The sequence below is a fragment of the Pseudomonas sp. GW456-L12 genome (assembly GCF_059424045.1).
The window spans coordinates 154699-180638 of sequence record NZ_JBWKZA010000001.1 but is presented as its reverse complement, the minus strand read 5'-3'; the positions used below and the strand labels follow the sequence as shown (position 1 = coordinate 180638).

Annotated in this window: 22 protein-coding genes; 12 read left to right on the top strand and 10 right to left on the bottom strand. The window is 63.0% G+C overall.

Annotated features, from left to right (window positions below; genetic code table 11):
* Positions 1-22 precede the first annotated feature (22 nt).
* Positions 23-256 (top strand): hypothetical protein, encoded by a 234-nt coding sequence (locus tag AC07Y9_RS01055; protein WP_009042980.1) that lies wholly within the window; start codon positions 23-25, stop codon positions 254-256.
* 104 nt (positions 257-360) lie between these two features.
* On the opposite strand, the gene sulA is transcribed toward AC07Y9_RS01055, so the two are convergent.
* Together sulA and lexA are read right to left on the bottom strand one after the other, a co-directional pair.
* A complete protein-coding gene (gene sulA, locus AC07Y9_RS01050) occupies positions 361-834 on the bottom strand; it encodes an SOS-induced cell division inhibitor SulA (RefSeq protein WP_102678836.1) in 474 nt (157 codons plus the stop codon).
* Between the two features lie 10 nt (positions 835-844).
* Positions 845-1453 carry a transcriptional repressor LexA gene (lexA, locus tag AC07Y9_RS01045; protein WP_007921301.1) on the bottom strand — a complete coding sequence of 203 codons (609 nt, stop codon included), beginning with the start codon at positions 1451-1453 and terminating at the stop codon, positions 845-847.
* A gap of 252 nt (positions 1454-1705) precedes the next feature.
* Here lexA and AC07Y9_RS01040 point away from each other — a divergent pair, with 252 nt between their 5' ends.
* From AC07Y9_RS01040 to AC07Y9_RS01030, 3 genes are all read left to right on the top strand, one after another.
* Positions 1706-2413, top strand: a complete 708-nt coding sequence (locus tag AC07Y9_RS01040; RefSeq protein WP_102678837.1) for a TetR/AcrR family transcriptional regulator — start codon at positions 1706-1708, stop codon at positions 2411-2413.
* 204 nt (positions 2414-2617) lie between these two features.
* On the top strand, positions 2618-3616 hold the full coding sequence (nagZ, locus tag AC07Y9_RS01035; RefSeq protein WP_173679758.1) for a beta-N-acetylhexosaminidase: 999 nt from the start codon (positions 2618-2620) through the stop codon (positions 3614-3616).
* Between the two features lie 11 nt (positions 3617-3627).
* A complete protein-coding gene (locus AC07Y9_RS01030; protein WP_102678839.1) occupies positions 3628-4371 on the top strand; it encodes an S-methyl-5'-thioinosine phosphorylase in 744 nt (247 codons plus the stop codon).
* 125 nt (positions 4372-4496) lie between these two features.
* Here the strand turns inward: AC07Y9_RS01030 and AC07Y9_RS01025 are convergent, their stop codons facing one another.
* Genes AC07Y9_RS01025 through mfd form a run of 3 tightly spaced genes read right to left on the bottom strand, consistent with a single transcriptional unit; the run spans position 4497 to position 11225 of the window.
* Positions 4497-7190, bottom strand: a complete 2694-nt coding sequence (locus AC07Y9_RS01025) for a DEAD/DEAH box helicase (RefSeq protein ID WP_102678840.1) — start codon at positions 7188-7190, stop codon at positions 4497-4499.
* A gap of 11 nt (positions 7191-7201) precedes the next feature.
* The gene (locus AC07Y9_RS01020; RefSeq protein WP_092418193.1) at positions 7202-7765 is read right to left on the bottom strand and encodes a CsiV family protein; all 564 of its coding nucleotides are present in this window, start codon (positions 7763-7765) and stop codon (positions 7202-7204) included.
* 10 nt (positions 7766-7775) lie between these two features.
* Positions 7776-11225, bottom strand: a complete 3450-nt coding sequence (gene mfd, locus AC07Y9_RS01015; RefSeq protein ID WP_102678841.1) for a transcription-repair coupling factor — start codon at positions 11223-11225, stop codon at positions 7776-7778.
* 350 nt (positions 11226-11575) lie between these two features.
* Between mfd and AC07Y9_RS01010 the strand changes: the two genes are divergently transcribed.
* Positions 11576-13039: a glyceraldehyde-3-phosphate dehydrogenase gene (locus AC07Y9_RS01010; protein ID WP_007921292.1), complete on the top strand. Its 1464-nt coding sequence runs from the start codon at positions 11576-11578 to the stop codon at positions 13037-13039.
* A 185-nt stretch (positions 13040-13224) separates the two neighbouring features.
* On the opposite strand, the gene AC07Y9_RS01005 is transcribed toward AC07Y9_RS01010, so the two are convergent.
* Positions 13225-14523 carry an MFS transporter gene (locus AC07Y9_RS01005; protein WP_092418195.1) on the bottom strand — a complete coding sequence of 433 codons (1299 nt, stop codon included), beginning with the start codon at positions 14521-14523 and terminating at the stop codon, positions 13225-13227.
* A 373-nt stretch (positions 14524-14896) separates the two neighbouring features.
* Between AC07Y9_RS01005 and AC07Y9_RS01000 the strand changes: the two genes are divergently transcribed.
* Entirely contained in the window at positions 14897-15874 is a 978-nt protein-coding gene (locus tag AC07Y9_RS01000) for an FAD:protein FMN transferase (protein ID WP_102678842.1), read from the top strand.
* A gap of 201 nt (positions 15875-16075) precedes the next feature.
* On the top strand, positions 16076-17470 hold the full coding sequence (gene sthA, locus AC07Y9_RS00995; protein ID WP_007926939.1) for a Si-specific NAD(P)(+) transhydrogenase: 1395 nt from the start codon (positions 16076-16078) through the stop codon (positions 17468-17470).
* Positions 17471-17512: 42 nt separating this feature from the next.
* Here the strand turns inward: sthA and AC07Y9_RS00990 are convergent, their stop codons facing one another.
* On the bottom strand, positions 17513-18235 hold the full coding sequence (locus AC07Y9_RS00990) for a glycerophosphodiester phosphodiesterase (RefSeq protein ID WP_007926940.1): 723 nt from the start codon (positions 18233-18235) through the stop codon (positions 17513-17515).
* Positions 18236-18296: 61 nt separating this feature from the next.
* Entirely contained in the window at positions 18297-18884 is a 588-nt protein-coding gene (locus AC07Y9_RS00985) for a PilZ domain-containing protein (RefSeq protein WP_007926941.1), read from the bottom strand.
* A 94-nt stretch (positions 18885-18978) separates the two neighbouring features.
* Between AC07Y9_RS00985 and AC07Y9_RS00980 the strand changes: the two genes are divergently transcribed.
* The 3 genes from AC07Y9_RS00980 (at position 18979) to AC07Y9_RS00970 (ending at position 22229) form a co-directional block, all read left to right on the top strand.
* The gene (locus AC07Y9_RS00980; protein ID WP_007926943.1) at positions 18979-20229 is read left to right on the top strand and encodes a lipoprotein-releasing ABC transporter permease subunit; all 1251 of its coding nucleotides are present in this window, start codon (positions 18979-18981) and stop codon (positions 20227-20229) included.
* A gap of 7 nt (positions 20230-20236) precedes the next feature.
* A complete protein-coding gene (gene lolD / locus AC07Y9_RS00975) occupies positions 20237-20920 on the top strand; it encodes a lipoprotein-releasing ABC transporter ATP-binding protein LolD (RefSeq protein ID WP_164523762.1) in 684 nt (227 codons plus the stop codon).
* Between the two features lie 64 nt (positions 20921-20984).
* On the top strand, positions 20985-22229 hold the full coding sequence (locus tag AC07Y9_RS00970; protein WP_102678843.1) for a lipoprotein-releasing ABC transporter permease subunit: 1245 nt from the start codon (positions 20985-20987) through the stop codon (positions 22227-22229).
* Positions 22230-22286: 57 nt separating this feature from the next.
* Here the strand turns inward: AC07Y9_RS00970 and AC07Y9_RS00965 are convergent, their stop codons facing one another.
* Both AC07Y9_RS00965 and AC07Y9_RS00960 read right to left on the bottom strand, forming a co-directional pair.
* Positions 22287-23648 (bottom strand): heavy metal sensor histidine kinase, encoded by a 1362-nt coding sequence (locus AC07Y9_RS00965; RefSeq protein ID WP_102678844.1) that lies wholly within the window; start codon positions 23646-23648, stop codon positions 22287-22289.
* Positions 23648-24328: a heavy metal response regulator transcription factor gene (locus tag AC07Y9_RS00960; protein WP_007926961.1), complete on the bottom strand. Its 681-nt coding sequence runs from the start codon at positions 24326-24328 to the stop codon at positions 23648-23650. The genes AC07Y9_RS00965 and AC07Y9_RS00960 overlap by 1 nt, the downstream gene beginning before the upstream one ends.
* A gap of 155 nt (positions 24329-24483) precedes the next feature.
* On the opposite strand from AC07Y9_RS00960, the gene copI reads away from it, so the two are divergent.
* Both copI and queF read left to right on the top strand, forming a co-directional pair.
* Entirely contained in the window at positions 24484-25038 is a 555-nt protein-coding gene (copI, locus tag AC07Y9_RS00955; RefSeq protein ID WP_102678845.1) for a copper-resistant cuproprotein CopI, read from the top strand.
* Between the two features lie 68 nt (positions 25039-25106).
* On the top strand, positions 25107-25937 hold the full coding sequence (queF, locus tag AC07Y9_RS00950; RefSeq protein WP_007926963.1) for an NADPH-dependent 7-cyano-7-deazaguanine reductase QueF: 831 nt from the start codon (positions 25107-25109) through the stop codon (positions 25935-25937).
* Positions 25938-25940: the final 3 nt, after the last annotated feature.

Here is a 25940-nt window from a genome sequence, read left to right as displayed (position 1 = left end):
CTTTCGTGGAGAACAGACCTTTATGCCAACGTCCTTTCTAGAAATTGTCGAATTGCCAGACGGTCGTATCGAGCTGCGCAGGGCCGAGGACGAGGGTTCTCTGGTCACTCTGGACTTTTCAGAGGATGCCAAAGCCTTCTTGCAAGGCCAGCATGTCGAGGTGGCCAAGGCCATGTTGAGCGTGGGTGTGCAGATGGCGGGTCGCCTGGTTGAAGGCGAATTGGAGAAAGAAGAGGGGCCACGGATTCTTCACTGAGTCCGTTTGTCGGTTTTTTTGCTGTCGTTCGTCGCCTCCTTTCGGCTTCTCAATCCTAGAGAAGCCTTGTGTCATTCAAGCGTGTCCATCGACGCTTCTAGCGGTCAGCCCAGACGAATATTCAGGCTTTGTGCGTCGCCCGTGCGGGCTGCGCTGATGAGCTGTTGACGGGCGCTGCTGTTCAACGGGTTGAGCCAGCTGACAACGGTGTGGCTGCGTCCCAGGCGCAGCGCCTCGCAAGCCAGTTGTTGCGCGCTTTGGGCGCCGCGCGGGTGCAGCAGCAGAATTCGTTCGCGGTTCAGGCCGGCATCGCGCAACCAGGTCTGGGTCAGGCTGGCCGGCGGGGCAATCAATGTCAGCCAGCGCGCGTCCTGGTCCTGGCTCAGTTCCCTGAGGATGGGCGCCAGCAGGCTCAGGCAGTTCCCGGCGGCACCGCGTAACGACAGTTCACTGAAGGCTTCCGGTTCGTTACTCCAGGGCGATTCGACGACCTCTTTGAGGATAGGCGCCAGGGGTTGGGCCATGAACGCTTCGAACAGTGGCAGTTGTGCATGCTGTGGTGTGTGAGGGAACTGCATACAGCCTCCTTTAGCGGCGAATGACGCCGACACTCAAGCCTTCGATCACCAGGTCCTGATCTTTCAGGTTGACTTCGATAGGGGCGAACTCAGGGTTTTCGGCAATCAGCCAGACTTTGCTGCCTTCGCGCTTGAAGCGTTTCACGGTGACTTCGTCGCCAATGCGGGCGACGACGACCTGGCCGTTGCGGGCCTCGCGAGTGGTATGCACGGCCAGCAGGTCGCCGTCGAAGATGCCGATGTCCTTCATGCTCATGCCGTGAACTCGCAGCAGGTAGTCGGCACGTGGATGGAAGAAGGCCGGATTGATGTTGCAGGACTCTTCGATGTGCTGCTCGGCGAGAATTGGAGCACCGGCGGCAACCCGGCCGATGATGGGCAGGCTGGAGTCGTCGGGCTTGGCTTCGAACCCCGGGATGCGAATGCCGCGGGAGGCGCCTGGAGTCATTTCGATCGCGCCCTTGCGGGCCAGCGCCTTGAGGTGTTCTTCAGCGGCGTTGGGCGACTTGAAACCCAGTTCCTGGGCGATTTCCGCGCGGGTCGGTGGGTAGCCGTTGTCTTCGAGGCAACGTTTGATAAAAGCCAGAATCTCAGCTTGGCGTGGCGTCAGTTTTAGCATATCGATCGCTCTGTCTTTTTATACAGTGACTGGAATTATATACAGTGAATGCCGCTTGGCAATCCTCCTTTTTCCAATCGCCGCTGGACGGTCGGGTCGCCGCTGCGCATGCCTGGTGTCGTGTGGCTGGCTACAGGAAGCGGCAGGTATGATTAAATAGCTGACTGACCGGCCGCAAAACGGACAGGCAGGCTTGACAAGGCTGGGGCTGAAACGTATGTTTCAAACAAGTGTTTGTCAGGCGGAGTAGCCATGGCCCAGTCGGAAACCGTTGAACGCATTCTCGATGCTGCCGAGCAGTTGTTCGCGGAAAAAGGTTTTGCCGAAACCTCATTGCGGCTGATCACCAGCAAGGCCGGGGTCAACCTGGCGGCGGTGAATTATCATTTCGGCTCCAAGAAGGCCCTGATCCAGGCGGTGTTCTCTCGCTTCCTCGGGCCGTTCTGCGTCAGCCTCGACCGTGAGCTGGAGCGGCGTTCGGCCAAGCCGGACAGCAAGCCAGGCCTCGAAGAGCTGCTGGAAATCCTCGTCGAGCAGGCCCTGGTAGTCCAGCCTCGCAGCGGCAACGACCTGTCCATTTTCATGCGCCTTCTGGGCCTGGCCTTCAGCCAGAGCCAGGGGCACCTGCGACGTTATCTGGAAGACATGTACGGCAAGGTGTTCCGCCGCTACATGCTGCTGGTCAACGAAGCCGCGCCGCGTATCCCACCGATCGAACTGTTCTGGCGTGTGCACTTCATGCTGGGAGCGGCGGCTTTCAGCATGTCGGGGATCAAGGCCTTGCGTGCGATTGCCGAGACCGACTTCGGGGTCAATACCTCGATCGAGCAGGTAATGCGCCTGATGGTGCCATTCCTTGCGGCCGGCATGCGCGCCGAAACCGGCGTCACCGACGATGCCATGGCCACGGCGCAGCTCAAGCCGCGCAGCAAATCGACTCCGGCGGTCGCCAAGGCCTGACCGTCCGGGTGGGCGCGGCAGCTTACATCCGCTAAGCTAGCCGCCCATGTCGACTCTTGTTTCCTACTTCTCTTCATACCCTTCGCCGATCGTCGCTTGCCGGGCCTTGCCGCCGGCAATGGACTCGTGCGTCTGCGCCACGCCAGCACACTTTGCGGTGCCGTGCGCGCACTTCGTTACTAAGGAATTGCTATGACCACAGGCCTGCAAGGCTCCTTGATGGTGGATGTCGCCGGTACCTGGCTGACGGCTGAAGATCGCCAACTCCTGCGCCAGCCCGAAGTGGGTGGGCTGATCATCTTTGCCCGCAATATCGAGCATCCGCGGCAGGTGCGTGAGCTGAGCGCGTCCATCCGGGCGATTCGCCCGGACCTGCTGCTGGCGGTGGACCAGGAAGGCGGTCGCGTGCAACGCCTGCGCCAGGGCTTCGTGCGGCTGCCGGCCATGCGCGCCATTGCCGACAACTCGAATGCCGAGTACCTGGCCGAGCAGTGCGGCTGGATCATGGCCACCGAAGTGCTGGCCGTCGGCCTGGACCTGAGCTTCGCGCCGGTGCTGGACCTCGATCATCAGCGCAGCGCCGTGGTGGGCACCCGTTCCTTCGAGGGCGATCCCGAGCGCGCCGCCTTGCTGGCAGGCGCCTTTATCCGTGGCATGAACAGCGCCGGCATGGCGGCCACGGGCAAGCATTTTCCCGGGCACGGCTGGGCCGAGGCGGACTCCCATGTGGCGATCCCCAATGACGAGCGCAGCCTTGACGAGATTCGCGCCAAGGACCTGGTGCCTTTCGCGCGCCTGAGCAAGCAGCTGGCGGCGGTGATGCCGGCCCACGTCATCTACCCTCAGGTCGATGCCCAGCCAGCCGGGTTCTCCCGCCGTTGGTTGCAGGAGATCCTGCGCGGTGAATTGCAGTTCGACGGTGTCATCTTCAGTGACGATCTGTCGATGGCCGGTGCCCATGTGGTGGGCGATGCCGCGAGCCGGATCGAAGCGGCGCTGTCGGCCGGTTGCGACATGGGCCTGGTGTGCAACGACCGGGCGGCGGCCGAGCTGGCCCTGAGCGCGGCCCAGCGTCTGAAAGTGACGCCGTCGGCGCGTATTGCGCGGATGCGTGGCCAGGCGTTTGCCTGCACCGACTATCGTCAGGATCCGCGTTGGCTGACGGCGCTCGGCGCCCTCAAAGATGCCCAACTGATCGATTAAGGGCTTTTGCGATGACGGTTTACGCGATTATCGGCGGTACCGGCCTGACCCGGCTCGAAGGCTTGAGCATTCACCAATCCTTGCCCCTGGATACGCCCTATGGCGCTCCGTCGGCGGATATCCAGAAGGGTGAATACGCCGGGCGCGAGGTGCTGTTTCTGGCGCGTCACGGTCATCCCCATCGCTTCCCGCCGCATCAGGTGAACTATCGGGCCAATCTCTGGGCGCTGAAGCAGGCTGGCGCCGAGGCGATTCTGGCGGTCAACGCGGTGGGTGGCATTCATCCGGCGATGGGTTCCGGGCATTTCTGCGTGCCGCATCAGCTGATCGACTACACCAGCGGTCGCGAGCACACCTATTTTGCCGACGACCTGGAGCAGGTCACCCACATCGACTTCAGCTATCCCTACAGCGAGTCGCTGCGCCAGCAATTGATCGCCGCACTGACCGCCGAAGGCCGCGAATTCAGCAGCCAGGGTGTGTACGCCTGCACCCAGGGGCCGCGCCTGGAAACCGTGGCGGAGATCACCCGCCTGGAGCGTGACGGCTGCGACATCGTCGGCATGACCGGCATGCCGGAAGCGGCGCTGGCCCGTGAGCTGGAGCTGGATTACGCCTGCCTGGCGCTGGTGGTGAACCCCGCGGCGGGCAAGTCCGCTGCGGTGATTACCATGGCCGAGATCGAGCAGGCGTTGCAGGACGGCATGGGTAAGGTGAAATCGACGTTGGCGCGAATCCTCGCAGCAAACCTGTAGCCGCTGCCGCAGGCTGCGATCGAGCGCGCAGCGCTCGCAAAACCTGAGTCTGGGATATTACTGAAACATCGTGAGGCTTTACGTCTGCTGCTCAGCCGATCGCAGGCTGCGCCAGCGGCTCCAGATCAGCGTCCGCCTTTCTTGTCGGGCAGCGGGGCGAAGAGGGCTTCAATGTCTTCGCTCTGCAGCTTCCAGTCCCCGGCCTTGCGCCCATCCAGCACGCCCGCCGCCAGGTCGGATTTCTCCTGCTGCAGGTGCTGGATTTTCTCTTCCACCGTGCCGCGGGCAATCAGCTTGTAGACGAACACCGGCTTCTCCTGGCCGATCCGATAGGCGCGGTCGGTGGCCTGGTTTTCCGTGGCCGGGTTCCACCAGGGGTCGTAGTGGATCACGGTGTCGGCTTCGGTCAGGTTGAGGCCGACGCCGCCGGCTTTCAGGCTGATCAGGAAGATCTGCAACTTGCCGCCCTGGAAGTCCCTGACCGGCGTGCGGCGATCGCGAGTCTGTCCGGTCAGCAGGGCGTAGGCGACATTGCGGCGCTTCAGTTCGGCTTCGATCAGGCTCAGCATCGAGGTGAATTGCGAGAACAGCAGGATGCGCCGACCCTCGTCGAACAGTTCCTCGAGCATCTCCATCAGGCTGTCGAGCTTGCCGGAGGAGCTGCCTCGCGCCGGCACCGCGTCTTCGTTGACCAGGCGCAGGTCGCAGCACACCTGGCGCAGTTTCAGCAACGCTTCAAGAATGATGATCTGGCTGCGGGCCACGCCCTTGCGGGTGATCTCGTCGCGGACTTTCTTGTCCATGGCCAGGCGCATGGTTTCGTACACATCGCGCTGGGCTTCATTGAGCTCCACCCAATGGATGATCTCGGTCTTGGGCGGCAGTTCGGTGGCCACCTGTTCCTTGGTGCGGCGCAGCAGGAAGGGCTTGATCCGCCCATTGAGGTGCTGCAGGCGTACTTCGCTGGCGTGCCTTTCGATCGGCACGCGGTAATCGCGATTGAAGCTCTTCACGTCCCCCAGCCAGCCGGGCAACAGGAAATGGAACAGCGACCACAGCTCGCCCAGGTGATTCTCCAGCGGCGTGCCGCTCAGGCACAGGCGCTGCCGGGCATTGAGCGCGCGCGCGGCCTGGGCCGCCTTGCTTGACGGGTTCTTGATGTATTGCGCCTCATCCAGCACCAGGACATGCAGGGGCAGGGCGGCAAGTTGCTCGACATCCTTGGGCAGCAGCGCGTAGGTGGTCAGGATCAGGTCGTAGTCGCTCAGCCGGGCGAAGTGCTTATGGCGGCCGGCGCCATACAGGGCCAGGACCTTGAGTTGCGGCGTGAAGTGCGCCGCCTCGTCGAGCCAGTTGGGGATCAGGCTGGTGGGCATCACCACCATGCACGGCCGGTCCAGGCGCCCGGCGTTCTTTTCGCTGAGCACATGGGCCAGGGTCTGCAGGGTTTTGCCCAGGCCCATGTCGTCGGCCAGGATGCCACCGACTTCCAGCTGGCGCAGGGACTGCATCCAGCTCAGGCCTTCGAGCTGATAGGGGCGCAGCGTGGCGTTCAGGCCCGCCGGCGGGGGGGCCGAGTAGTCCTTGATGTCGCGCAGCCGCTGGGCGAAGGAGCGGATGTGTTCGCCGCCTTCCCAGAGCAGGGGCAGGTCTTCCAGCGGATTGAGGCGGGTCGCGTCGGCACTGCTCAGGCGCAGTGTGGTTTCGCCGGGTTCCTGCAGATAGAACTCGCCCAGGGTGGCCAGCACCGGCTTCAGCCGGCCATAGGGCAGCGCCACTTGCAGGGGGCCGTTGGGCGAGTTGGGGCGCCCGGGAATGTTCACCAGGATCAGCTCGTCGTCGCGGCGTCTGGCCAGGCGCTCCGGGTTGAGGATCTCGGTGTGGGAGCGCATCAGGTTGAGCAGGATCGGCAACAGGCTCAGGCGCTCGCCGTTGACGATGATGCCCAGTTCCAGGTCGAACCAGTCGCGCCCCGGCGCTTCGTCCACCGTGGCGTACCAGTCGTCCACGGCGGTCAGGTCGAAGCCGAAGTCGTCGTCGATCTGCAGCTCCCAGCCCTGGGTGCGCAGCTTGGGCAGTTCGTTGAGGGTGAAGGTCAGCCAGGCGCTGTCATTGACCATTTCATACAGCTCGCCGGCGCTTTCCGGCAGGGCTTTGCTTTGCCGGGTGGCAATCTTGAAACCCAGCGCCCGCAGCTGTTCGCGATAGCGTTGTTCGACTTCCGGCTGGCGCCTGATGCGCAGGGTCTGGTGTTCCTGGCGAATCACCACGTCGGCGTTTTTCTGCCCGCTGACGTATTCCTCCAGATAGCTGAACGACAGCGCGGCACGGTGCTGGATGTAGCGCTGCATCTTGCCGTTGCGCGGTTCGAAGGCGCTGAACTCAATACTGGCCAGCCACAACCGGGGCACCGGTTGCACATTGTCGACGATCTGTTGTGGCAGCGGGGCAGGGCTGCGGTTTTCCAGGACGGCCTGGAGTTTTTCCAGCAGCTCGGCGTCTTTCGCCGCCGCCGGGTAGGCCAGGGTCTCCTCGATTTTCAGCAGCACCGCGGCAATGTGTTTGCAATTACTGCGCACCGGGCAGGTGCAGGAGGCTTCGACCATCAGCAAGGTGTTCTTGGCCGACTCGCGCAGGCTGATGGTCTGTCGATAGACGTTGCCCCCCGAACCCTCGCAACTGGCGGTGATGACGCTGTCGCCGGCCTGGACGATCCTGACGCGGTTCTCCAGGGCGTAGCGGCGGCCACGCTCCAGGGCTTGTTCCTTGAATCGGCTGACCCAGGAAGGTGCCAGGGGTTTGGTCAGGGTCGGGGGCATAGGGACTTCTGTCAGTCCACGATTTCAGGCGGCGCCTCGCGCGGCGTGGGGGCCGACAGCGAGGTGATCTTGATCAGCAGGGCCAAGTGACCGTTGTCGAGGTAGTTGAGCTGGCCGTTCTTGGTGTGGCTTTCCTGTTTCAGGCGTTCGCTGGCGGTCACCAGGCCGTTGCTGTCGATCCGGTTGACCCAGAACTGCGCATCCACATCGGTGAAGCGCCCGAGCTTGAGGGTCAGGGTGCCCTCGATCGGGAACTGGCCGAACTGTTCCTGGCCCTCGCTGACCGCGACTTTCACCGGGTTTTCGTCCAGCGCCTGTTGCCAGGCCTTGTGCATCAGCACGCTGTAGTCACCGCTGGCGGTGAGTTTCTCGACCACGCCGCCCAGCGCCGGGGTGCGCTGGCTGTCGGCGCCCAGGCGTTGGGCGCCGGCGGCCCAGTCTTCGGGGGCGGCGCGGCTGACGATGGCGGGAACCGCGTTCTGCCGGACCAGAATCATTTCGACCTGATACATGTCGGCAAACGCCGAGGGAGCGACCAGGGTCAGAAGCAAGGTCAGTGAGCGAAACAGGCGCATGGGGCGTCCTTCAAGCAGTTTTCGGGGTGAGGCGCTCGAACAGCGCCTCCAATGTGTTGAAGCGTTCTTCCGGACGTTCCATCGGCACCATGAATTTGAACATCGTGGCGCCTTCAAATTTGTAGCGATTGGGTTGGCCCTGGATGAGTTTGATCAGCGCCAGCGGGTCCACCGGGGTATCGGCGGCGAACTCGAGACGACCGCCCTGCGGGCCGCCGTCGACCTTCTTGATCCCCAGTTGCTCGGCCTGCAGTTTCAGCAGGGTCAGGCGTACCAGGTTCTTGGTCGGTTCCGGCAGCAGGCCGAAGCGGTCGATCATCTCCACTTGCAGGTCCTTCAGGCCGTCCTCGTCGGTGGCCGAGGCGATGCGCTTGTACAGGATCAGTCGCGCATGCACATCCGGCAGGTAGTCTTCGGGAATCAGCGCCGGCAGACGCAGGTTGATTTCCGGACCGCCACCCAGGGGCTGGTCGAGGTTCGGCTGCTCGCCCTTGCGGATGGCTTTCACCGCGCGCTCGAGCATCTCCATATAAAGGGTGAAGCCCACCGCCTGGATCTGCCCGCTTTGGCCATCTCCCAGCAGTTCGCCGGCGCCGCGGATTTCCAGGTCGTTGGTGGCGAGCACGAAGCCGGCGCCGAGGTCCTGGGTGTTGGCGATCGCCTCCAGGCGCTTTTCCGCGTCCGGGGTGATCTGCTGGCGCGGTGGCGTCAGCAGGTAGGCGTAGGCCTGGTGGTGACTGCGACCGACCCGGCCGCGCAACTGGTGCAGCTGGGCCAGGCCGAACTTGTCGGCGCGCTCGATGATGATGGTGTTGGCGCTCGGCACGTCGATGCCGGTCTCGATGATGGTCGAGGCGATCAGCACGTTGAAGCGCTTGTGGTAGAAGTCGCTCATCACCTGTTCGAGTTCGCGTTCGCGCATCTGCCCGTGGCCGATGCCGATGCGCGCTTCCGGCACCAGTTCGGCGAGGTCGGCGGCGCATTTCTCGATGGTCTTCACGTCGTTGTGCAGGTAGTAGACCTGGCCGCCACGCAGCAGCTCGCGCAGCAGGGCCTCTTTGACCGTGCTCTTGTTCTGCTCCATGACGAAGGTGCGCACCGACAGGCGTCGGGCTGGTGGCGTGGCGATGATCGACAGGTCGCGCATGCCCGACACCGCCATGTTCAGCGTGCGCGGAATCGGTGTCGCGGTCAGGGTCAGGATGTCGACCTCGCTGCGCAGGGCCTTGAGCTGTTCTTTCTGGCGCACGCCGAAGCGGTGCTCTTCGTCGATGATCACTAGCCCGAGATTCTTGATCTTCACATCGTCCTGCAGCAGCTTGTGGGTGCCGATGACGATGTCGATCTTGCCTTCGGCCAGGTCGGCCACCGCGGCATTCACTTCCTTGGCGGACTTGAAGCGGCTCATCACTTCCACGGTCACCGGCCAGTCGGCGAAGCGGTCGCGGAAGCTGTTGTAGTGCTGCTGGGCGAGCAGGGTGGTGGGCACCAGGATCGCCACTTGCTTGCCGCCGTGCACGGCGATGAAAGCGGCGCGCATCGCCACTTCGGTCTTGCCGAAGCCGACGTCGCCGCAGACCAGGCGGTCCATTGGCTTGGCCGCGAGCATGTCCTCGCGCACCGCTTCGATGGTGGTTTGCTGGTCGGGGGTTTCTTCGAACGGGAAGCCGGCGCTGAAGGTGGCGTAGTCGGCTTTCGGGTCGGCGAAGGCATAACCTTCGCGGGCCGCGCGGCGGGCGTAGATGTCCAGCAGTTCGGCGGCGACATCGCGCACCTGTTCGGCGGCCTTGCGCTTGGCTTTCTGCCAGGTTTCCGAACCCAGGCGGTGCAACGGCGCCAGGGCGTCGTCGCTACCGGTGTAGCGGGCGATCAGGTGCAGGTTGGCCACCGGCACATAGAGCTTGGCGCCCTCGGCGTATTCGAGGGTGAGGAATTCGGCGGCCTGGTTGTCGATTTCCAGGGTGGCCAGGCCCAGGTAGCGGCCCACGCCATGATCGATATGCACCACCGGCGCGCCTTCGCGCAGCTCGGTGAGGTTCTTGATCACTGCATCGTTGTTGGCGTCGGCGCGTTTCTCCCGGCGCCGGCGCTGCATCACGCGCTGGCCGAACAGCGGGCTTTCGGCCACCAGCGCCAGGGCCGGATCGTCCAGCAGCAAGCCTTCGTCCAGCGGTGCGATGGTGATCGCCAGGCGATCCTTGCCCGCGACGAAGTCCGGCCAGCTGTCGACAGTCTTCGGCCGCAGCTTCAGGCGCTCCAGCAATTCCAGCAGCACCTCGCGGCGCCCGGCGGATTCGGCGGTGAACAGCACGCGTCCAGAGAATTCATTGAGGAAATTCGCCAGGGCCGCCAGCGGCTGGTTGGCCTTGGCTTCAATGGCGAGGTTGGGCAGGGGCTGCGCCGGGAAGCGCTCGCGGCCGCCACCGGCCTCGATGTCCTGCTGGCTGGCGACCACCCGCGGCCAGCTTTTCAGGCGGGCGAAGCAGTCTTCCACCGGCAGGAACAACTCGGCGGGCGGCAATAAAGGACGGGACGGATCGACGCGGCGTTCTTCGTAACGGTTGCGCACGTCGTTCCAGAAGTTTTCGGCCGCTTGCTCGATGCCCGGCAGGGAAAACACCTGGGTGTCCTGGGGCAGGTAGTCGAACAGGGTCGAAGTGTCTTCGAAGAACAGCGGCAGGTAATACTCGATGCCGGCCGGGGTGATCCCGCTGCTCAGGTCCTGGAAGATCGGGCAGCGGCGGAAATCGACGTCGAAGCGTTCGCGGAAACGGGCCTTGAAGCGGGTGACGGCTTCTTTCTGCAGCGGGAATTCTTTCGCCGGCAGCAGGCGCACCGAATCGACCTTGTCGATGGAGCGCTGGGTTTCCGGATCGAAGGTGCGCAGGGTCTCGATTTCATCGTCGAACAGGTCGATGCGATAAGGCAGTTTGCTGCCCATCGGGAACAGGTCGATCAGGGCACCGCGCACCGCGAACTCGCCGTGCTCGTAGACCGTGTCGACACAGCGATAGCCACTGGCTTCCAGGCGAGTGCGCATCTGTTCGACATCCAGCTTCTGACCGATGTCCAGCACCAGGCTGCTGCCCAGCAGGAACTTGGTCGGCGCCAGGCGATGCAGGGCCGTGGTGATCGGCACCACCAGCACGCCATGCTCCAGCTCCGGCAGCCGGTACAGGCTGGCGATCCGCTGGGAGATGATGTCCTGGTGCGGCGAGAACAGGTCGTAGGGCAGGGTTTCCCAGTCCGGGAAATGCAGCACGGGCAAATCCGGGGCGAAGAAACTCAGCTCCTGCTCCAGCCGTTCGGCACTTTGGCTGTCGGCGGTCAGCAGCAGGGTGAAGCGCTTGGCGGCGCTGGCAGCCTCGGCAATGGCGAGGCTGAGGGCGGCACCGGGCAGATTGCCCCAGTGCTGTTTGCCGGCGGCGGCAGGGAGTTGCGGTAGACGCAGAACGGGCACGGAAGGTTGAGCTCCAGCGTTGCGACAAAGTCGGTAATTGTAGCGGTCCGGCGTACCGGCTGTCAGTTGCTGATGTGTCTATTACGCGGTTGCGGAAAATGTAGTGGTTATGACAAAAAAACGCGTTTCTTGGCGGGAAATGTAGTGCCGAATCGGGGCGGTGTTACGGAGGGTTACAGACAACGCTGGGATACCGCGCAAAATGAGGCCTTTCTGGAACCCGCGTATTTACTGGGCTGGAGCGGGGTGTGTTTTTTCCGGATGGGTTTTTGTTACGTTCCGCGCGACAGGCGCGCATTGCTACGCAGGGGACTCGGCTGCATAATGTAGCCCCTTTTTTCAGCCCCTACATGTGGAAGGTTCCCGTGACTCAGAAGCCCGACCAGTGTCTTGGTGAATGGATCGACCGTGAAGCGCTCGCAGAAGCGATGATTCCGCTTATCGGTCAGCTCTACCGCAATAACAATGTGGTGAGTTCGATCTATGGCCGCAGCCTGATCAACCAGTCTGTCATCGCGATTCTCAAAGCTCACCGCTTTGCTCGCCATCGCTCTTCCGACGATAGCGAACTCTCCGTCCACGAAACATTCCCACTGCTCAAGGCCATGAGCGAGCTCAAGCTCGGCGCGGCTTCGGTGGACCTGGGCAAGTTGGCGTTCAAATTCCGTAACGAAGGCAATGGCCGCACCGCCGAGCAATTCGTTCGCGAAGAACTGGCTGACGTGGTTGGCCAGCAAAACGCTTCGCCCCGCAAAGGCACCGACGTGGTCCTGTACGGCTTCGGTCGTATCGGCCGTCTGCTGGCGCGCATCCTGATCGAAAAAACCGGTGGCGGCGACGGCCTGCGCCTGCGTGCCATCGTGGTGCGCAAAGGCGCCGAAAACGACCTGACCAAGCGCGCCAGCCTGCTGCGTCGCGATTCGGTGCACGGTTCGTTCAACGGCACCATCACCATCGACGAAGCCAACAACACCATCACCGCCAACGGCAACCTGATCCAGGTTATCTACGCGAAGAACCCGACCGAGGTGGACTACACCCAGTACGGCATCAAAGACGCGCTGCTGGTGGACAACACCGGTGTATGGCGTGACGCCGACGGTCTGGGTCAGCACCTGGCCTGCCCGGGTATCGACCGTGTCGTTCTGACCGCGCCTGGCAAAGGCAAGCTGAAGAACATCGTTCACGGTATCAACCACGCCGAAATCACCGCTGACGACAAGATCGTTTCCGCCGCTTCCTGCACCACCAACGCCATCGTGCCGGTGCTCAAGGCCGTGAACGACAAGTTCGGCATCGTCAACGGTCACGTCGAAACCGTTCACTCGTACACCAACGACCAGAACCTGATCGACAACTTCCACAAGGGCGATCGTCGTGGCCGTAGCGCCGCGCTGAACATGGTGATCACCGAGACCGGTGCTGCCACCGCTGCCGCCAAGGCCCTGCCTGAGCTGGCCGGCAAGCTGACCGGTAACGCGATCCGCGTTCCGACGCCAAACGTGTCGATGGCCATTCTCAACCTGAACCTTGAGAAAGCCGCTACCCGTGAAGAGATGAACGAGTACCTGCGCTACATGGCGCTGCACTCCGATCTGCACAAGCAGATCGACTTCGTCAATTCCCAGGAAGTGGTTTCCACCGACTTCGTGGGCTCGCGCCACGCCGGTGTGGTGGACGCTGAAGCGACCATCACCCAGGATAACCGCGTTGTTCTGTACGTCTGGTACGACAACGAATTCGGTTACAGCTGCCAGGTGGTTCGCGTGATGGAAGACATGGCTGGTGTGAACCCGCCTGCGTTCCCGCGCTAAGCCTTAGCCGCATATGAAAACGCCCCGACTTGTCGGGGCGTTTTTGTTTGTGGCGTTTGATGGCTGGAGGGATGAGTTGATTGGGCGGGCCTTTTCGCGGGCAAGCCTCGCTCCTACGGGGCGTATGCGATTTCAGAACTGACGCATAACCTGCAGGAGCGAGGCTTGCCCGCGAAGACGGTCGATCAGGCGCCACCCACTACTGCTGCCTGCGCGGTGCGTAGTTCATGCTTGTTGCCGCGGAACAGCACCAGGGTCGCGATCAGGCCCAGCACCGCTGCGCCGCTGAGCCAGATCCCCGGCGCCGCCTTGTTGTCCAGCGCATGGATCAGGTAGGTGCAGGCCGCCGGCGTGAAGCCGCCAAAGGTGGCGGTGGCCAGGCTGTAGGCCAGGGAGAAGCCGGTGGTGCGCACTTCAACCGGCATGATTTCGGTGAGAGCCACCACCATGGCGCCGTTGTACGAGCCATAGAGGAAGGACAGCCACAGCTCGACGATCAGCAGGTGGCTGAAACTCGGGTTGGCCACCAGCCAGGACAGGGCCGGGTAAGCCGTGAGGATCGCCAGGACGGTCGCCGCCAGCAGCAGCGGCTTGCGCCCGACCTTGTCCGATACGGCGCCCATCACCGGCAGCCAGAAGAAGTTCGACAGGCCGATGCACACGGTGACCAGCAGAGCGTCCAGGTCCGACAGCTGCAATTCGGCCTTGCCGAAGGTCGGGGTGTAGGCGGTGATCAGGTAGAAGGACACAGTGGTCATCACCACCAGTGCCATGCCGGCCAGGACGATGCCGAAGTTCTGGCCGATGGAGCGGATGATTTCCCGCAGGGTAGGGCGGTGCTTGCGTGCCTGGAACTCCGGGGTTTCTTCCAGCGAACGACGGATCATGAAGATCGCCGGCACTATCATGCAGCCCACCAGGAACGGCATGCGCCAGCCCCAGTCGCCCATTTGTTCCGGGCTCAGCCAGTGGTTCAGGCCAACGCCCAGCAGGCCGGCGAAGACCACGGCGGCCTGTTGACTCGCCGATTGCCAGCTGACGAAGAAGCCCTTGCGGCCCGGGGTGGAGATTTCCGCCAGGTAAACCGAGACGCCACCCAGTTCCACCCCGGCAGAGAAGCCCTGCAGCAAGCGGCCGAGCAGCACCAGCAACGGCGCGGCGACGCCGAGGGTGGCATAACCCGGGACGCAGGCGATCAGCACGGTGCCCGCGGCCATGAGCAGCAGGGTGATGATCAGGCCCCGGCGCCGGCCATGACGGTCGATATAAGCGCCAAGAAAGATCGCGCCCAGCGGGCGCATCAGGAAGCCGGCGCCGAAGGTCGCCAGCGACAGCATCAATGACGCGAAAGCACTGTCGGCAGGGAAGAAGGTCTTGGCAATGGCCGTGGCGTAAAAGCCGTAGACCATGAAGTCGAACATCTCCAGAAAGTTGCCGCTGACAACGCGAAAGATCGCCTTGCCTTTGCCCGTGGTCGTGGACATTTTATTCACTCACTTTGGCTATTTTGTTAGCGATCCCTGGTCGTTATCCGTCCTGGCTGCACGGTCTGGGGCGGCTAAGCCGCAGGCCAGACAGTTTGTAACAATATGTGTATGAGTCTGCCGAGGCAACAAAAACTCTTAGCTTGCTTGCTAAGTAGATGGACGGCTTGGGATTTATTGCCAGCCAGTTCGCGGAATAAACCCGCAGGAGCGAGCTCGCGATGAGCCGGGTTCGGCCTGCATCAAATCCGCGCTGTCTGCCGCATAATGGCCCGCCCTGGTCGGACGAAGCCGAGAGGGAAATTGATTGTCGGGAGGCGAAGTCTTGCTGGGTGGATCTTGGGTGCGAGGGTGGCTTCCTGTCGTTCTGGCAATGGCCCTGGCCGGATGCGGTCGGGGCGACTCGCTGGAAAGTTTTGGCGGCCCGACCATGGGCAGCACCTACTCGATCAAGTACGTGAGGCGGGCAGGCTTGGCTGCGCCGAGTGAGGTGCAGGCCCAGGTCGAGCGGATACTTGCGCAGATCGACCGGCAGATGTCGACCTATCGCAGCGACTCGGACATCGAACGCTTCAACGATCTGCCGGCCAATAGCTGCCAGGCGATGCCGGCGGCGGTCCTGCGCTTGATCGAGATTGGCCAGCAGCTGTCGCGGGACAGCCAGGGCGCCTTCGATCTGACGGTCGAGCCGTTGCTCAACCTCTGGGGCTTCGGTCCGCAGGGGCGCGGGGAGGCGGTGCCGAGCGATACGGCGCTGGCGCAGGTGCGGCAGCGAGTCGGCTATACCCATCTGCGTATCGAGGGCGACCAGCTGTGCAAGGACGCCGCGGTCGAGGTGGATTTCAACAGCATCGCCGCCGGTCATGCGGTGGACCGGATTGCCGCCAGGCTCGCGGAAATGGGCATCGACAGTTACCTGGTCGAAGCCACCGGCGAACTCAAGGCCGTCGGCAGGAAACCCGACGGTTCGGCGTGGCGCATTGCCCTGGAGGAGCCGCGGGACGATCGACAGCTGGCCGAGCGGGTCATCGCCGTCGATGGTTATGGGGTCTCGACTTCCGGCGACTACCGCAATTATTTCCAGCGCGACGGACAGCGTTATTCCCACGCCTTCGACGCCCGCACCGGCAGGCCTGTCGAGCATGGGCTGGCTTCGGTCACGGTGATTCATCCCGCGGCCGTGATGGCCGATGGTCTGTCGACCCTGCTGCTGATCCTCGGTCCCGAGCGCGGTTGGGATTACGCGGAAAAACACGATATCGCCGCATTTTTTGTGATTCGTGCCGATACAGGCTTCGTCACACGCAGCAACCGCGCGTTTGATCGCCTGTTTGCCGGACAAAAGCAGTAATCTTGCGCGGTGCCGCGGCGCGATGTCGCAGGCAAAAGTAGCCGGCGACGCGACCAAGGGTTAATGTGCGCGGCGGCGACGCTTCTATAGACTGTGCCCGGGTTCGTAACCGAGCCAAATTGATCCTTCATGCCGCTGGCCGCGGCATGATTTAGCCGCAGGTGCCACATCGGGTGCCGCGGCCTGTTCTGAGGAGTACGCATGGCTGTCTACAACTACGACGTAGTGGTGCTGGGTTCAGGCCCCGCTGGAGAAGGTGCGGCGATGAACGCCGCAAAAGCTGGGCGCAAGGTAGCGATGGTCGATAGCCGTCGCCAGGTCGGCGGTAACTGCACCCACCTGGGCACCATCCCGTCCAAGGCCTTGCGTCACTCGGTCCGGCAGATCATGCAGTTCAACACCAACCCGATGTTCCGGGCCATTGGCGAGCCACGCTGGTTCTCGTTCCCCGACGTACTGAAAAGCGCCGAGAAGGTCATTTCCAAGCAGGTCGCCTCGCGCACCGGCTACTACGCGCGTAACCGGGTCGACGTGTTCTTCGGCACCGGCAGCTTCGCCGACGAGCAGACCATCGAAGTGGTCTGCGCCAACGGTGTGGTCGAGAAGCTGGTGGCCAAGCACATCATCATCGCCACCGGCTCGCGTCCGTATCGCCCGGCCGATATCGATTTCCACCACCCGCGCATCTACGATAGCGATACCATCCTCAGCCTCGGCCACACCCCGCGCAAACTCATCGTTTACGGCGCTGGCGTGATCGGTTGTGAATACGCCTCGATCTTCAGTGGCCTGGGGGTACTGGTCGAGCTGGTGGACAACCGCGGCCAGTTGCTGAGCTTCCTGGATTCCGAGATCTCCCAGGCGCTGAGCTACCACTTCAGCAACAACAACATCACCGTGCGCCACAACGAGGAATACGACCGCGTCGAAGGCCTCGACAATGGCGTGATCCTGCACCTCAAGTCGGGCAAGAAGATCAAGGCCGACGCCTTGCTCTGGTGCAATGGCCGGACCGGCAACACCGATCGGCTGGGCATGGAAAACATCGGGGTCAAGGTCAACAGCCGTGGCCAGATCGAGGTGGACGAGAACTACCGCACCTGCGTGCCGAACATCTACGGCGCCGGCGACGTGATCGGCTGGCCGAGCCTGGCCAGTGCCGCCCATGACCAGGGGCGTTCGGCCGCCGGCAGCATCGTCGACAACGGCAGCTGGCGCTTCGTCAACGACGTGCCGACCGGGATCTACACCATTCCGGAGATCAGTTCGATCGGCAAGAACGAGCAGGAACTGACCCAGGCCAAGGTGCCGTACGAAGTGGGCAAGGCCTTCTTCAAGAGCATGGCCCGCGCGCAGATCGCCGGTGAGCCGCAAGGCATGCTGAAGATCCTGTTCCACCGCGAAACCCTGGAAGTCCTGGGCGTGCACTGCTTCGGTTACCAGGCTTCGGAGATCGTGCACATCGGCCAGGCGATCATGAACCAGCCGGGCGAACTCAATACCCTGAAGTACTTCGTCAACACCACGTTCAACTACCCGACCATGGCCGAAGCCTATCGGGTAGCCGCTTACGACGGCCTCAACCGGCTTTTTTGAGCGACTCCGGCCGGTGGCCTGAGCCGGCCGGGGAGACCGATTTCAGTAACTCTCGAGCGTGGCGCTGGCCAAACCGGGAAAGTCTGTAATCAGGCTGTCTACGCCGAAGTCGGCGAGTCTGCGCATCAGCGCAGGCTCGTTGACTGTCCATACCGACACATGCAAGCCCTGACGCTGCGCCCGTTGCAGCCGCTCCGGGGTGCAGAGTGTCCAGTTCAACGCCAGAATCTCGCAGCCGTAGCTTTGCGCGACCTTCAACGGGTCGAGCCAGGCGTATTCGGCCACCAGCCCGCGCGACAGATCCGGGGTCAGCTCGACAGCCGCCTTGAGCACTTCCCGTGAGCTGGAGGTGACGGTGACCTTGTCCAGCAGGCCGAAACGCTGTGCCATCTCGCGAATCGCCAGCACCGTGGTGGCGGCACGGGTGCGCGAGGCGCTCTTGACCTCCAGCTGCCAGTGCTCGAAGTCGCATTTTTCGAACAGTTCTTCCAGGCGCGGGATCGGGCAGGGCGTGACCCAGCCCGGGCCGCCCTTGCGAGCGTCATAGGACACCAGTTCTTCGGCGCTGTGTTCGACCACCTTGCCGCGGCGGTCGGTGGTGCGCTTGAGGGTCGGGTCGTGGATCACCATCAACTCGCCGTCCATGGACAGGTGCAGGTCCAGTTCGCAGCGACGCACGCCATGCTTGAGGCACTGCTGGAAGCTGGTCAGGGTGTTTTCCGGTGCTTCGCCTTTAGCGCCGCGGTGGCCATAAATCAGGGTCACGATTGCTCCTTCACGGAAATTTTTCCATTAGATGGTCAGTGCTGCGCGGTGGGGCCGCAGGTCAATCGGCTGCCGGGTCGTTCTGTTCTCGGGCCTGGCGACGTTCCTGGGCTTGCTTCTGCAGGATATAGCGCGCCAGCAACTGGCGTTGGGCGTCGGTCAATGATTCGAACTCGGTACCGATTTCGAACGTGCCGAAACTGCGGGTTTCGCAATGGGTGACCTTGGCCCGCAACAACAGGCCCAAGGCCTGGGGCATCAGCAGCAGCTTGACCGCCAGGTGGGTGCCGGCCGGGTAGGACAGGTGATGTTCGAATTCGATGCCGCCTTCGGAGAGAATCACCCGCTGCGGCTCGCCGAACTTGCCGAGCACAGTCTGCGCCACCACCTGGCTGAGCAGGTCGATGCGCTTGTTCATGGACTTGAGGTAGTTGGCCAGGGTCCGGTCACGCTCGCTGACCTGGCGCAGCAGGTGCTGCGATTCGAATTCGCTCAGATGCAGTTCGCTTAGCAGGTTGAACAGCGGCGACGCATCCTGCAACACTTCCTTGCTCGCCGCTTCGTGGGCGGACAAGGGGCTAATTTCCAGTGCGATCGTGTCCTCGATACGGTAGTATTCGCGGCGATCTTCTTCATCTAATGTCGACATGGCGAACCCATGGTAGCGGCGGTGGTCTGAGTGTAAAGCTGCTTACCAGGACCCGCCACAAGGACGTCTTCTTTTCCTCCGAACAAGCCCCGACATGTTCAGACCTCTCTTCGTATTTATTGGCACGCGTTATACCCGTGCAAAGCGCCGCAATCATTTCGTGTCATTCATTTCCCTGACCTCGATGATCGGACTCGCCCTTGGCGTGGTCGTGATGATCGTCGTGCTGTCGGTGATGAACGGCTTCGACCATGAGATGCGCACCCGCGTGCTGGGCATGGTGCCCCACGCGACCATCGAGTCCGGTGAGCCGATCAGCGACTGGCAAGGCCTGGCCGACAAGGTCAAGCAGAACCCCAAGGTGCTGGCGGTTGCGCCGTTCACCCAGATGCAGGGGTTGCTGACCAATAACGGCCAGGTGCAGAAAGTCCTGCTCAACGCCATCGATCCGGCCAAGGAACGCCAGGTTTCGATCATCGATAACTTCATGAAGCAGGGCAAGCTGGACGACCTGGCCCCCGGCAGCTTCGGCATCGTGATCGGCGACAAGGCCGCGACCAAGCTGGGGGTTGGCCTGGGCGACAAGCTGACCTTTGTCGCGCCCGAGGTCACGGTGACCCCGGCCGGGATGTTCCCGCGCATGAAGCGTTTTACTGTGGTCGGCATCTTCCATGTCGGCGCCGGCGAGCTGGACGGCTATCTGGGCCTGACCAACCTCGACGACCTGGGCCGCCTGCACCGCTGGAAACCGGATCAGGTGCAGGGCCTGCGCCTGAAGTTCGACGACCTGTTCCAGGCGCCACGCACCGCCTGGGAAATTGCCGAGCAACTGGGCGAGAACCAGTACTACGCCCGTGACTGGACCCGTACCCACGGCAACCTGTACCAGGCCATCCGCATGGAAAAGGCCATGATCGGCCTGCTGTTGCTGCTGATCGTCGCCGTGGCCGCCTTCAACATCATCTCCACCCTGGTGATGGTGGTGAACGACAAGAAGGGCGATATCGCGATCCTCCGTACCCTGGGTGCGACGCCGGCCAGCATCATGGCGACCTTCATGGTCCAGGGCACGGTGATCGGCGTGATCGGTACCTTGATCGGCGCCGTGGTCGGGATGTTCGCAGCGTTGAACGTGAGCGCGGCGATCTCCGCCCTCGAAGGCTTGATCGGGCACAAATTCCTCAATGCCGACGTGTACTTCATCGACTACCTGCCATCGCAACTGATGGCCGAGGATGTGTTGATGGTCTGCGGCGCGGCACTGGTCCTGAGTTTCCTCGCCACCCTGTATCCAGCCTGGCGTGCCGCGCGCACCCAGCCGGCGGAGGCGCTACGTTATGAGTGAGTTGGGCATGAGTGAAAAAGCAATTCTGAGCTGCCGCGACCTGGGCAAGTCCTACGAGGAAGGTCCGGAATCGGTGGTGGTGTTGTCCGGCCTGCAACTGGAGTTGCACCCGGGCGAGCGCGTGGCGATCGTCGGTACCTCAGGTTCGGGCAAAAGTACCTTGCTCAACCTGCTGGGTGGCCTCGACACGCCGACCAAGGGCAGCGTCTGGCTCGACGGCGAGGAGCTTTCAGCGCTGAGCGAGAAGGGCCGCGGCCTGCTGCGCAACCGCGCCCTCGGCTTCGTTTACCAGTTCCACCATTTGCTGCCGGAATTCACCGCCCTGGAAAACGTCTGCATGCCGCTGCTGATCGGCAAGACCGCGATCCCGGAAGCCCGTCAGCGGGCCACCGCCTTGCTGGAGCGGGTAGGGCTGGCCCATCGCCTGGAGCACAAGCCGGCCGAACTGTCCGGTGGTGAGCGCCAGCGTGTGGCCATCGCCCGTGCCCTGGTCAACAAGCCAGGGCTGGTGATGCTCGACGAGCCGACCGGCAACCTCGACTCCCACACCGCGCAAGGCATCCAGGACTTGATGCTGGAACTCAGCACCTCGATGCGCACCGCGTTCCTGGTGGTGACCCACGACATGAACCTGGCTCGCCAGATGGACCGCGTCCTGCACCTGCAGGAAGGTTTCCTGACGCCCATCTGATTGGTCGCAGCCCGGCGCCTGAAACAGGTGCCGGGTCTTTAATTTCCATACGGTGCCCCAGCGAATGTTCAGACCGTTATCGATCTTTATCGGCATGCGCTATACCCGCGCCAAGCGCCGCAATCGCTTTGTTTCCTTCATCTCCATGACCTCGATGATCGGCCTCGCCCTGGGCGTGCTGGCGATGATCGTGGTGTTGTCGGTGATGAACGGTTTCCAGCGCGAAATGAGCTCGCGCATCCTCGGCATGGTGCCCCACGCCACCATCGTCGGCGTCAAACCGATCGACGACTGGCAGCCGGTGGCCGCCGCAGCGATGAAAAATCCCGAGGTGACGGCCGCGGTGCCGTTCACCGAGATGGAAGGCATGCTCTCCTACAAGGGCTCGATGCAGCCGATCCAGATCAGCGGCATCGACCCGGCCCAGGAAGGCAAGGTGTCCATCGTTGCCCAGCACATCGTCCAGGGCCGTCTGGATGCCTTGAAGCCGGGCGAGTTCGGGGTGGTGATCGGTGAGATCACGGCACGGCGTTTCCGCCTGAATGTTGGCGACAAGCTGACCCTGATCGTGCCGGAAATCAGCTCTGCGCCGGGCGGCATCACCCCACGCATGCAGCGTTTGAATGTGGTTGGTGTGTTCAAGGTCGGGGCTGAGCTCGACGGTTCCATGGGCCTGATCCATGTGGCCGATGCCGCCGAGATGCAGCACTGGCAGCCGAACCAGGTGCAGAGCGTGCGCCTGGCGGTCAAGGACCTGTACGCCGCGCCTAAGGTTTCCGGCGATATCGCGGCCAGCCTGGGCGCTGGCTTCAAGGCCGATGACTGGACCCACACCCAGGGCAGCCTGTTCAGCGCGATGAAGATGGAAAAGACCATGATCGGCCTGTTGCTGTTGATGATCGTGGCCGTGGCCGCGTTCAACATCATCGCCACGCTGATCATGGTGGTGAATGACAAGGGTGCGGACATCGCGATCCTGCGCACCATCGGCGCCACGCCACGGCAGATCATGGCGATCTTCATGGTCCAGGGTACGGTGATCGGTATCGTCGGCACCTTGATCGGCGGCGTGCTGGGGGTGATCGCGGCGTTGAACGTCAGTGCGCTGGTGGGTTGGCTGGAGCGGGTCAGCGGCCAGCACATCTTCAGTTCCGACGTGTACTTCGTCAGCAACCTGCCTTCCGAGCTGCAGGGCGGCGATGTGGCCCTGATCTGTACCGCGGGTTTTGTCCTGAGCTTCCTGGCGACCCTGTATCCAGCCTGGCGCGCGGCGAAGGTCGAGCCGGCGACTGCATTGCGTTATTCGTAATCTCGCTATCGCGAGCAAGTTCGCTCCTATGGGGGGAGCTTGCTCGCCAACCCTGCGCTATTCCTGCCTCGGCAACTCAATCACAAAGCTCGTCCGGCCCTGCGCCGATTCGCAATGAATCTGCCCGCCATGGGCACGGATGATCGATTGGGTGATGGCCAGCCCCAAGCCTGCATGTTCACTGCTGCCTTCATGGCGCGCCGGGTCGGCGCGGTAGAAGCGGTCGAACAGCCGTGGCAAGCGTTCAGGCGCAATGCCTTCGCCGGTGTTTTCCACCCGCAGGTATGAACCCTTGGCGGTCTCGCCAAGTCGCACCCGCACTTCGCCGCCGGCCGGGGTGAAGCGCAGGGCATTGTCCAGCAGGTTGGAAAGGGCGCGGCGCAACATGCTGCGGTCGCCCTGGATCTTCGCGCTGCCTTCGCGCCCGAGGGCGATACCGGCGTCTTCGGCCAGCGGCGTATAGAACTCCAGCAGCATGTCGGTTTCCTCACCCAGCTCCAGGGCTTCACGTTTCGGCGTCAGCAGGCCGTGGTCGGCCTTGGCCAGGTAGAGCATGTCGTTGACCAACTGGGCCATCCATTGCAGCTCTTCGAGGTTGCTGTGCAGGGCTTCGCGATAGTCTTCCAGCGCCCGTGGGCGGGTGAGGGTGACCTGGGTATGGGTCAGCAGGTTCGACAGCGGGGTGCGCAGCTCATGGGCGATGTCCGCCGAGAACGCGGAGAGGCGCTGGAAGGAGTCGTCCAGGCGCCCGAGCATGGCATTGAAGGCATGGGCCAGTTCGGCCAGTTCGCCGGGCATCTGCTGCTCCGGCAGGCGCTGGGTCAGGGAGCTGGCGGACACGCCCGCGGCGACCTCGCTCATCCGCCGCAGCGGACGCAAGCCGCTGCGCGCGGCCCAGGCCCCGAGCAGCGCGGTGGCCAGGGCCGAGAGGCCGACGGTCAGCCAGATCAGGTGCTGCATACGCTGCAGAAAGTGCTGGTGGTGGGTGATGTCGAGCATCAGGGTCAGCTCTGGCGAGCCGGCCTGGCCAGGCTCCAGGGCCGCACTGTAGACACGGTAGGCGGTGCCGTCATGTTGCAGACTGTGCAGTCCGCTCGGCTGGGCCGAAGTGGCCGGCAGTGCCTTGGCGCTGTCGAACCAGACGGCGCTGTCCGCCCCTGTGACCCGCAGCGTCAGGTCCGGTTGATGGCTGAGTTCATCCTGCAACTGCGCCTTGCGTTCGGCAAAGCGTTGCGGGGTGTCGGCGCCCTCCAGCGCACTGCGCATGGCGATGAGCTTGCCCTCCAGCAGTTGCTGGTCGAGTTCGATGAAGTGCGCCTCGCTGGCGCGGCTGAACAGCACCCCGGCGAGCAACGAAACCACCGCGGTGCAGCCGGCGAACAACAAGGCCAGGCGGCCGCTCAGGGACAAGCGGCGCATCAGGCCTGGCGCTCTTCGAGCACGTAGCCCATGCCGCGCACGGTGTGGATCAGTTTGTTCGGGTAATCGTCATCGATCTTCAGGCGCAAGCGGCGGATCGCCACCTCGATGACGTTGGTGTCGCTGTCGAAGTTCATGTCCCAGACCTGGGAGGCGATCAGCGTCTTGGGCAGCACTTCGCCCTGGCGCCGCAGGAGCATTTCCAGCAACGAGAATTCCTTGGCGGTGAGGTCGATGCGCTGGCCGTTGCGTTCGACCCGTCGGCGAATCAGGTCCAGGCGCAGGTCCGCCAGTTGCAGGGTGGTTTCCTGGGGCGTGGAGCTGCCGCGGCGCAGCAGGCTGCGGACCCGGGCCAGCAGTTCGGAGAAGGCGAAAGGCTTGACCAGGTAATCGTCGGCGCCCAGCTCCAGGCCGTGGACCCGGTCTTCCACCGCATCGCGCGCGGTCAGGAACAGCACCGGGATCTCCAGCCCGGCGCCGCGCACGGCTTGCAGGATCTGCCAGCCATCGCGGCCCGGCAGCATCACGTCGAGAATCAACAGGGAGTAGTCGCCGGTCAACGCCAGGTGTTGCCCTGTGGTGCCATCGGCCACCAGCTCGGCGTTGAAGCCTGCCTCGCTCAGGCCCTGGCGCAGGTAGTGGCCGGTTTTCGGTTGGTCTTCGACGATCAGCAGTTTCATGGGCGGCTCATGGCAAATGGAACGCGGGCTTTATACCCTGGGTGACGGCCGCAGGGCACAAGCTGACAAAGTTGTAATCTAGCAGTCAGCCAGCTGGCAGCGCTGCGGCCTTAGAGTTTCACACAAGCTGAACCTCATCTTATTGGAGTGCGATTATGTTTTTGCCCAAGGGTGTTTTACCTCGTTCGTTGACGCTGGCCGCGTGTTTGCTGGCATTGGGTGCGCCGGCCTGGGCATCGCCGGCGCAGACCTACGATTTCGGTCAGGCGGCCTCGGCGGCCAAGGCCACGCGTACGGTGGAAGTGGTCATGAACGACATGTCCTACACCCCCAAGAGCCTGGACATCAAGGCTGGCGAAACCGTGCGCTTTGTCTTGATCAACAAGGGCCAGTTGCTGCATGAGCTCAATATCGGTACCGCGACCATGCATGCCGAGCACCAGCAGGAAATGCTGAAGATGCAGCAGAGCGGCATGCTCACGCCCACCGCGATGAAGAACATGCCCGCCGGGGCCATGGATCACGCCGCCATGGGCCATGGCGCGATGCCCGGTATGAAGCACGATGACCCGAACAGCGTGCTGGTGGAGCCGGGCAAGACCGCTGAGCTGACCTGGACCTTCAGCAAGGCCGGCAGCCTGGAGTTCGCCTGCAATATCCCGGGGCACTATCAGGCAGGCATGGTCGGCAAGCTGACGGTCAGCCAGTAAGCGCCTGGGGCTCAAAGGCGGAGGCAAAGACTGATAGAATCGCCTGATTCTTCAGTCAGGTTTCCGCCATGCATCCCGCAGCCGAACATTCGCCGCTGGGCAAGTCCAGTGAATACGTCTCCACCTACACGCCATCCTTGCTGTTCCCAATCCCGCGGGCGGCAAAATGGGCCGAGCTGGGCCTGAGCGCCGACACCCTGCCTTATAAAGGCGTGGACTTCTGGAACTGTTTCGAGCTGTCCTGGCTGTTGCCCTCCGGCAAGCCGGTGGTGGCCATCGCCGAGTTCAGCATTCCGGCGGACTCACCGAACATCATCGAGTCGAAGTCGTTCAAGCTGTACCTCAACTCACTGAACCAGACCCCTTTCGCGGATCGCCAGAGCCTGGAGGAAACCTTGCGTGCCGACCTCTCTGCGGCGGCCGGCAAGCCGGTGGGCGTGCGCATCCGCAGCCTGGGCGAAGTGGAGGCGGAAGGTGTGGTGGCCTTGCCGGGTGCCTGCATCGATGAGCTGGATATCAGCGTCAGCAGCTATGAACACCCACGTCCGGAACTGCTGCAGTGCGACAGGTCGCGAATCGTCGAGGAGAGCGTGCACAGCCATCTGCTCAAATCCAATTGCCCGGTCACCAGCCAGCCGGACTGGGGCAGCGTGGTGGTGGAGTACCGTGGCCCGGCGCTGGACCACGCCAGCCTGCTGGCCTACCTGGTGAGCTTCCGCCAGCACTCGGACTTCCATGAGCAATGCGTGGAGCGGATCTTCCTCGACCTGCAGCGTTTGCTGCAGCCGGAGAAGCTGACGGTGTATGCGCGTTATGTGCGTCGTGGCGGCCTGGACATCAACCCGTACCGCAGCACCGAAACCGCGAGTTTCGCCAACTTCCGACTGGTTCGCCAGTAATGA

Coding starts and splice junctions, on each gene's coding strand:
- AC07Y9_RS01055 (WP_009042980.1), top strand. CDS start 23: ATGCCAACGTCCTTTCTAGAAATTGTCGAATTGCCAGACGGTCGTATC.
- sulA (WP_102678836.1), bottom strand. CDS start 834: ATGCAGTTCCCTCACACACCACAGCATGCACAACTGCCACTGTTCGAA.
- lexA (WP_007921301.1), bottom strand. CDS start 1,453: ATGCTAAAACTGACGCCACGCCAAGCTGAGATTCTGGCTTTTATCAAA.
- AC07Y9_RS01040 (WP_102678837.1), top strand. CDS start 1,706: ATGGCCCAGTCGGAAACCGTTGAACGCATTCTCGATGCTGCCGAGCAG.
- AC07Y9_RS01030 (WP_102678839.1), top strand. CDS start 3,628: ATGACGGTTTACGCGATTATCGGCGGTACCGGCCTGACCCGGCTCGAA.
- AC07Y9_RS01025 (WP_102678840.1), bottom strand. CDS start 7,190: ATGCCCCCGACCCTGACCAAACCCCTGGCACCTTCCTGGGTCAGCCGA.
- AC07Y9_RS01020 (WP_092418193.1), bottom strand. CDS start 7,765: ATGCGCCTGTTTCGCTCACTGACCTTGCTTCTGACCCTGGTCGCTCCC.
- AC07Y9_RS01010 (WP_007921292.1), top strand. CDS start 11,576: ATGTGGAAGGTTCCCGTGACTCAGAAGCCCGACCAGTGTCTTGGTGAA.
- AC07Y9_RS01005 (WP_092418195.1), bottom strand. CDS start 14,523: ATGTCCACGACCACGGGCAAAGGCAAGGCGATCTTTCGCGTTGTCAGC.
- AC07Y9_RS01000 (WP_102678842.1), top strand. CDS start 14,897: ATGGCCCTGGCCGGATGCGGTCGGGGCGACTCGCTGGAAAGTTTTGGC.
- sthA (WP_007926939.1), top strand. CDS start 16,076: ATGGCTGTCTACAACTACGACGTAGTGGTGCTGGGTTCAGGCCCCGCT.
- AC07Y9_RS00985 (WP_007926941.1), bottom strand. CDS start 18,884: ATGTCGACATTAGATGAAGAAGATCGCCGCGAATACTACCGTATCGAG.
- AC07Y9_RS00980 (WP_007926943.1), top strand. CDS start 18,979: ATGTTCAGACCTCTCTTCGTATTTATTGGCACGCGTTATACCCGTGCA.
- lolD (WP_164523762.1), top strand. CDS start 20,237: ATGAGTGAAAAAGCAATTCTGAGCTGCCGCGACCTGGGCAAGTCCTAC.
- AC07Y9_RS00970 (WP_102678843.1), top strand. CDS start 20,985: ATGTTCAGACCGTTATCGATCTTTATCGGCATGCGCTATACCCGCGCC.
- AC07Y9_RS00965 (WP_102678844.1), bottom strand. CDS start 23,648: ATGCGCCGCTTGTCCCTGAGCGGCCGCCTGGCCTTGTTGTTCGCCGGC.
- AC07Y9_RS00960 (WP_007926961.1), bottom strand. CDS start 24,328: ATGAAACTGCTGATCGTCGAAGACCAACCGAAAACCGGCCACTACCTG.
- copI (WP_102678845.1), top strand. CDS start 24,484: ATGTTTTTGCCCAAGGGTGTTTTACCTCGTTCGTTGACGCTGGCCGCG.
- queF (WP_007926963.1), top strand. CDS start 25,107: ATGCATCCCGCAGCCGAACATTCGCCGCTGGGCAAGTCCAGTGAATAC.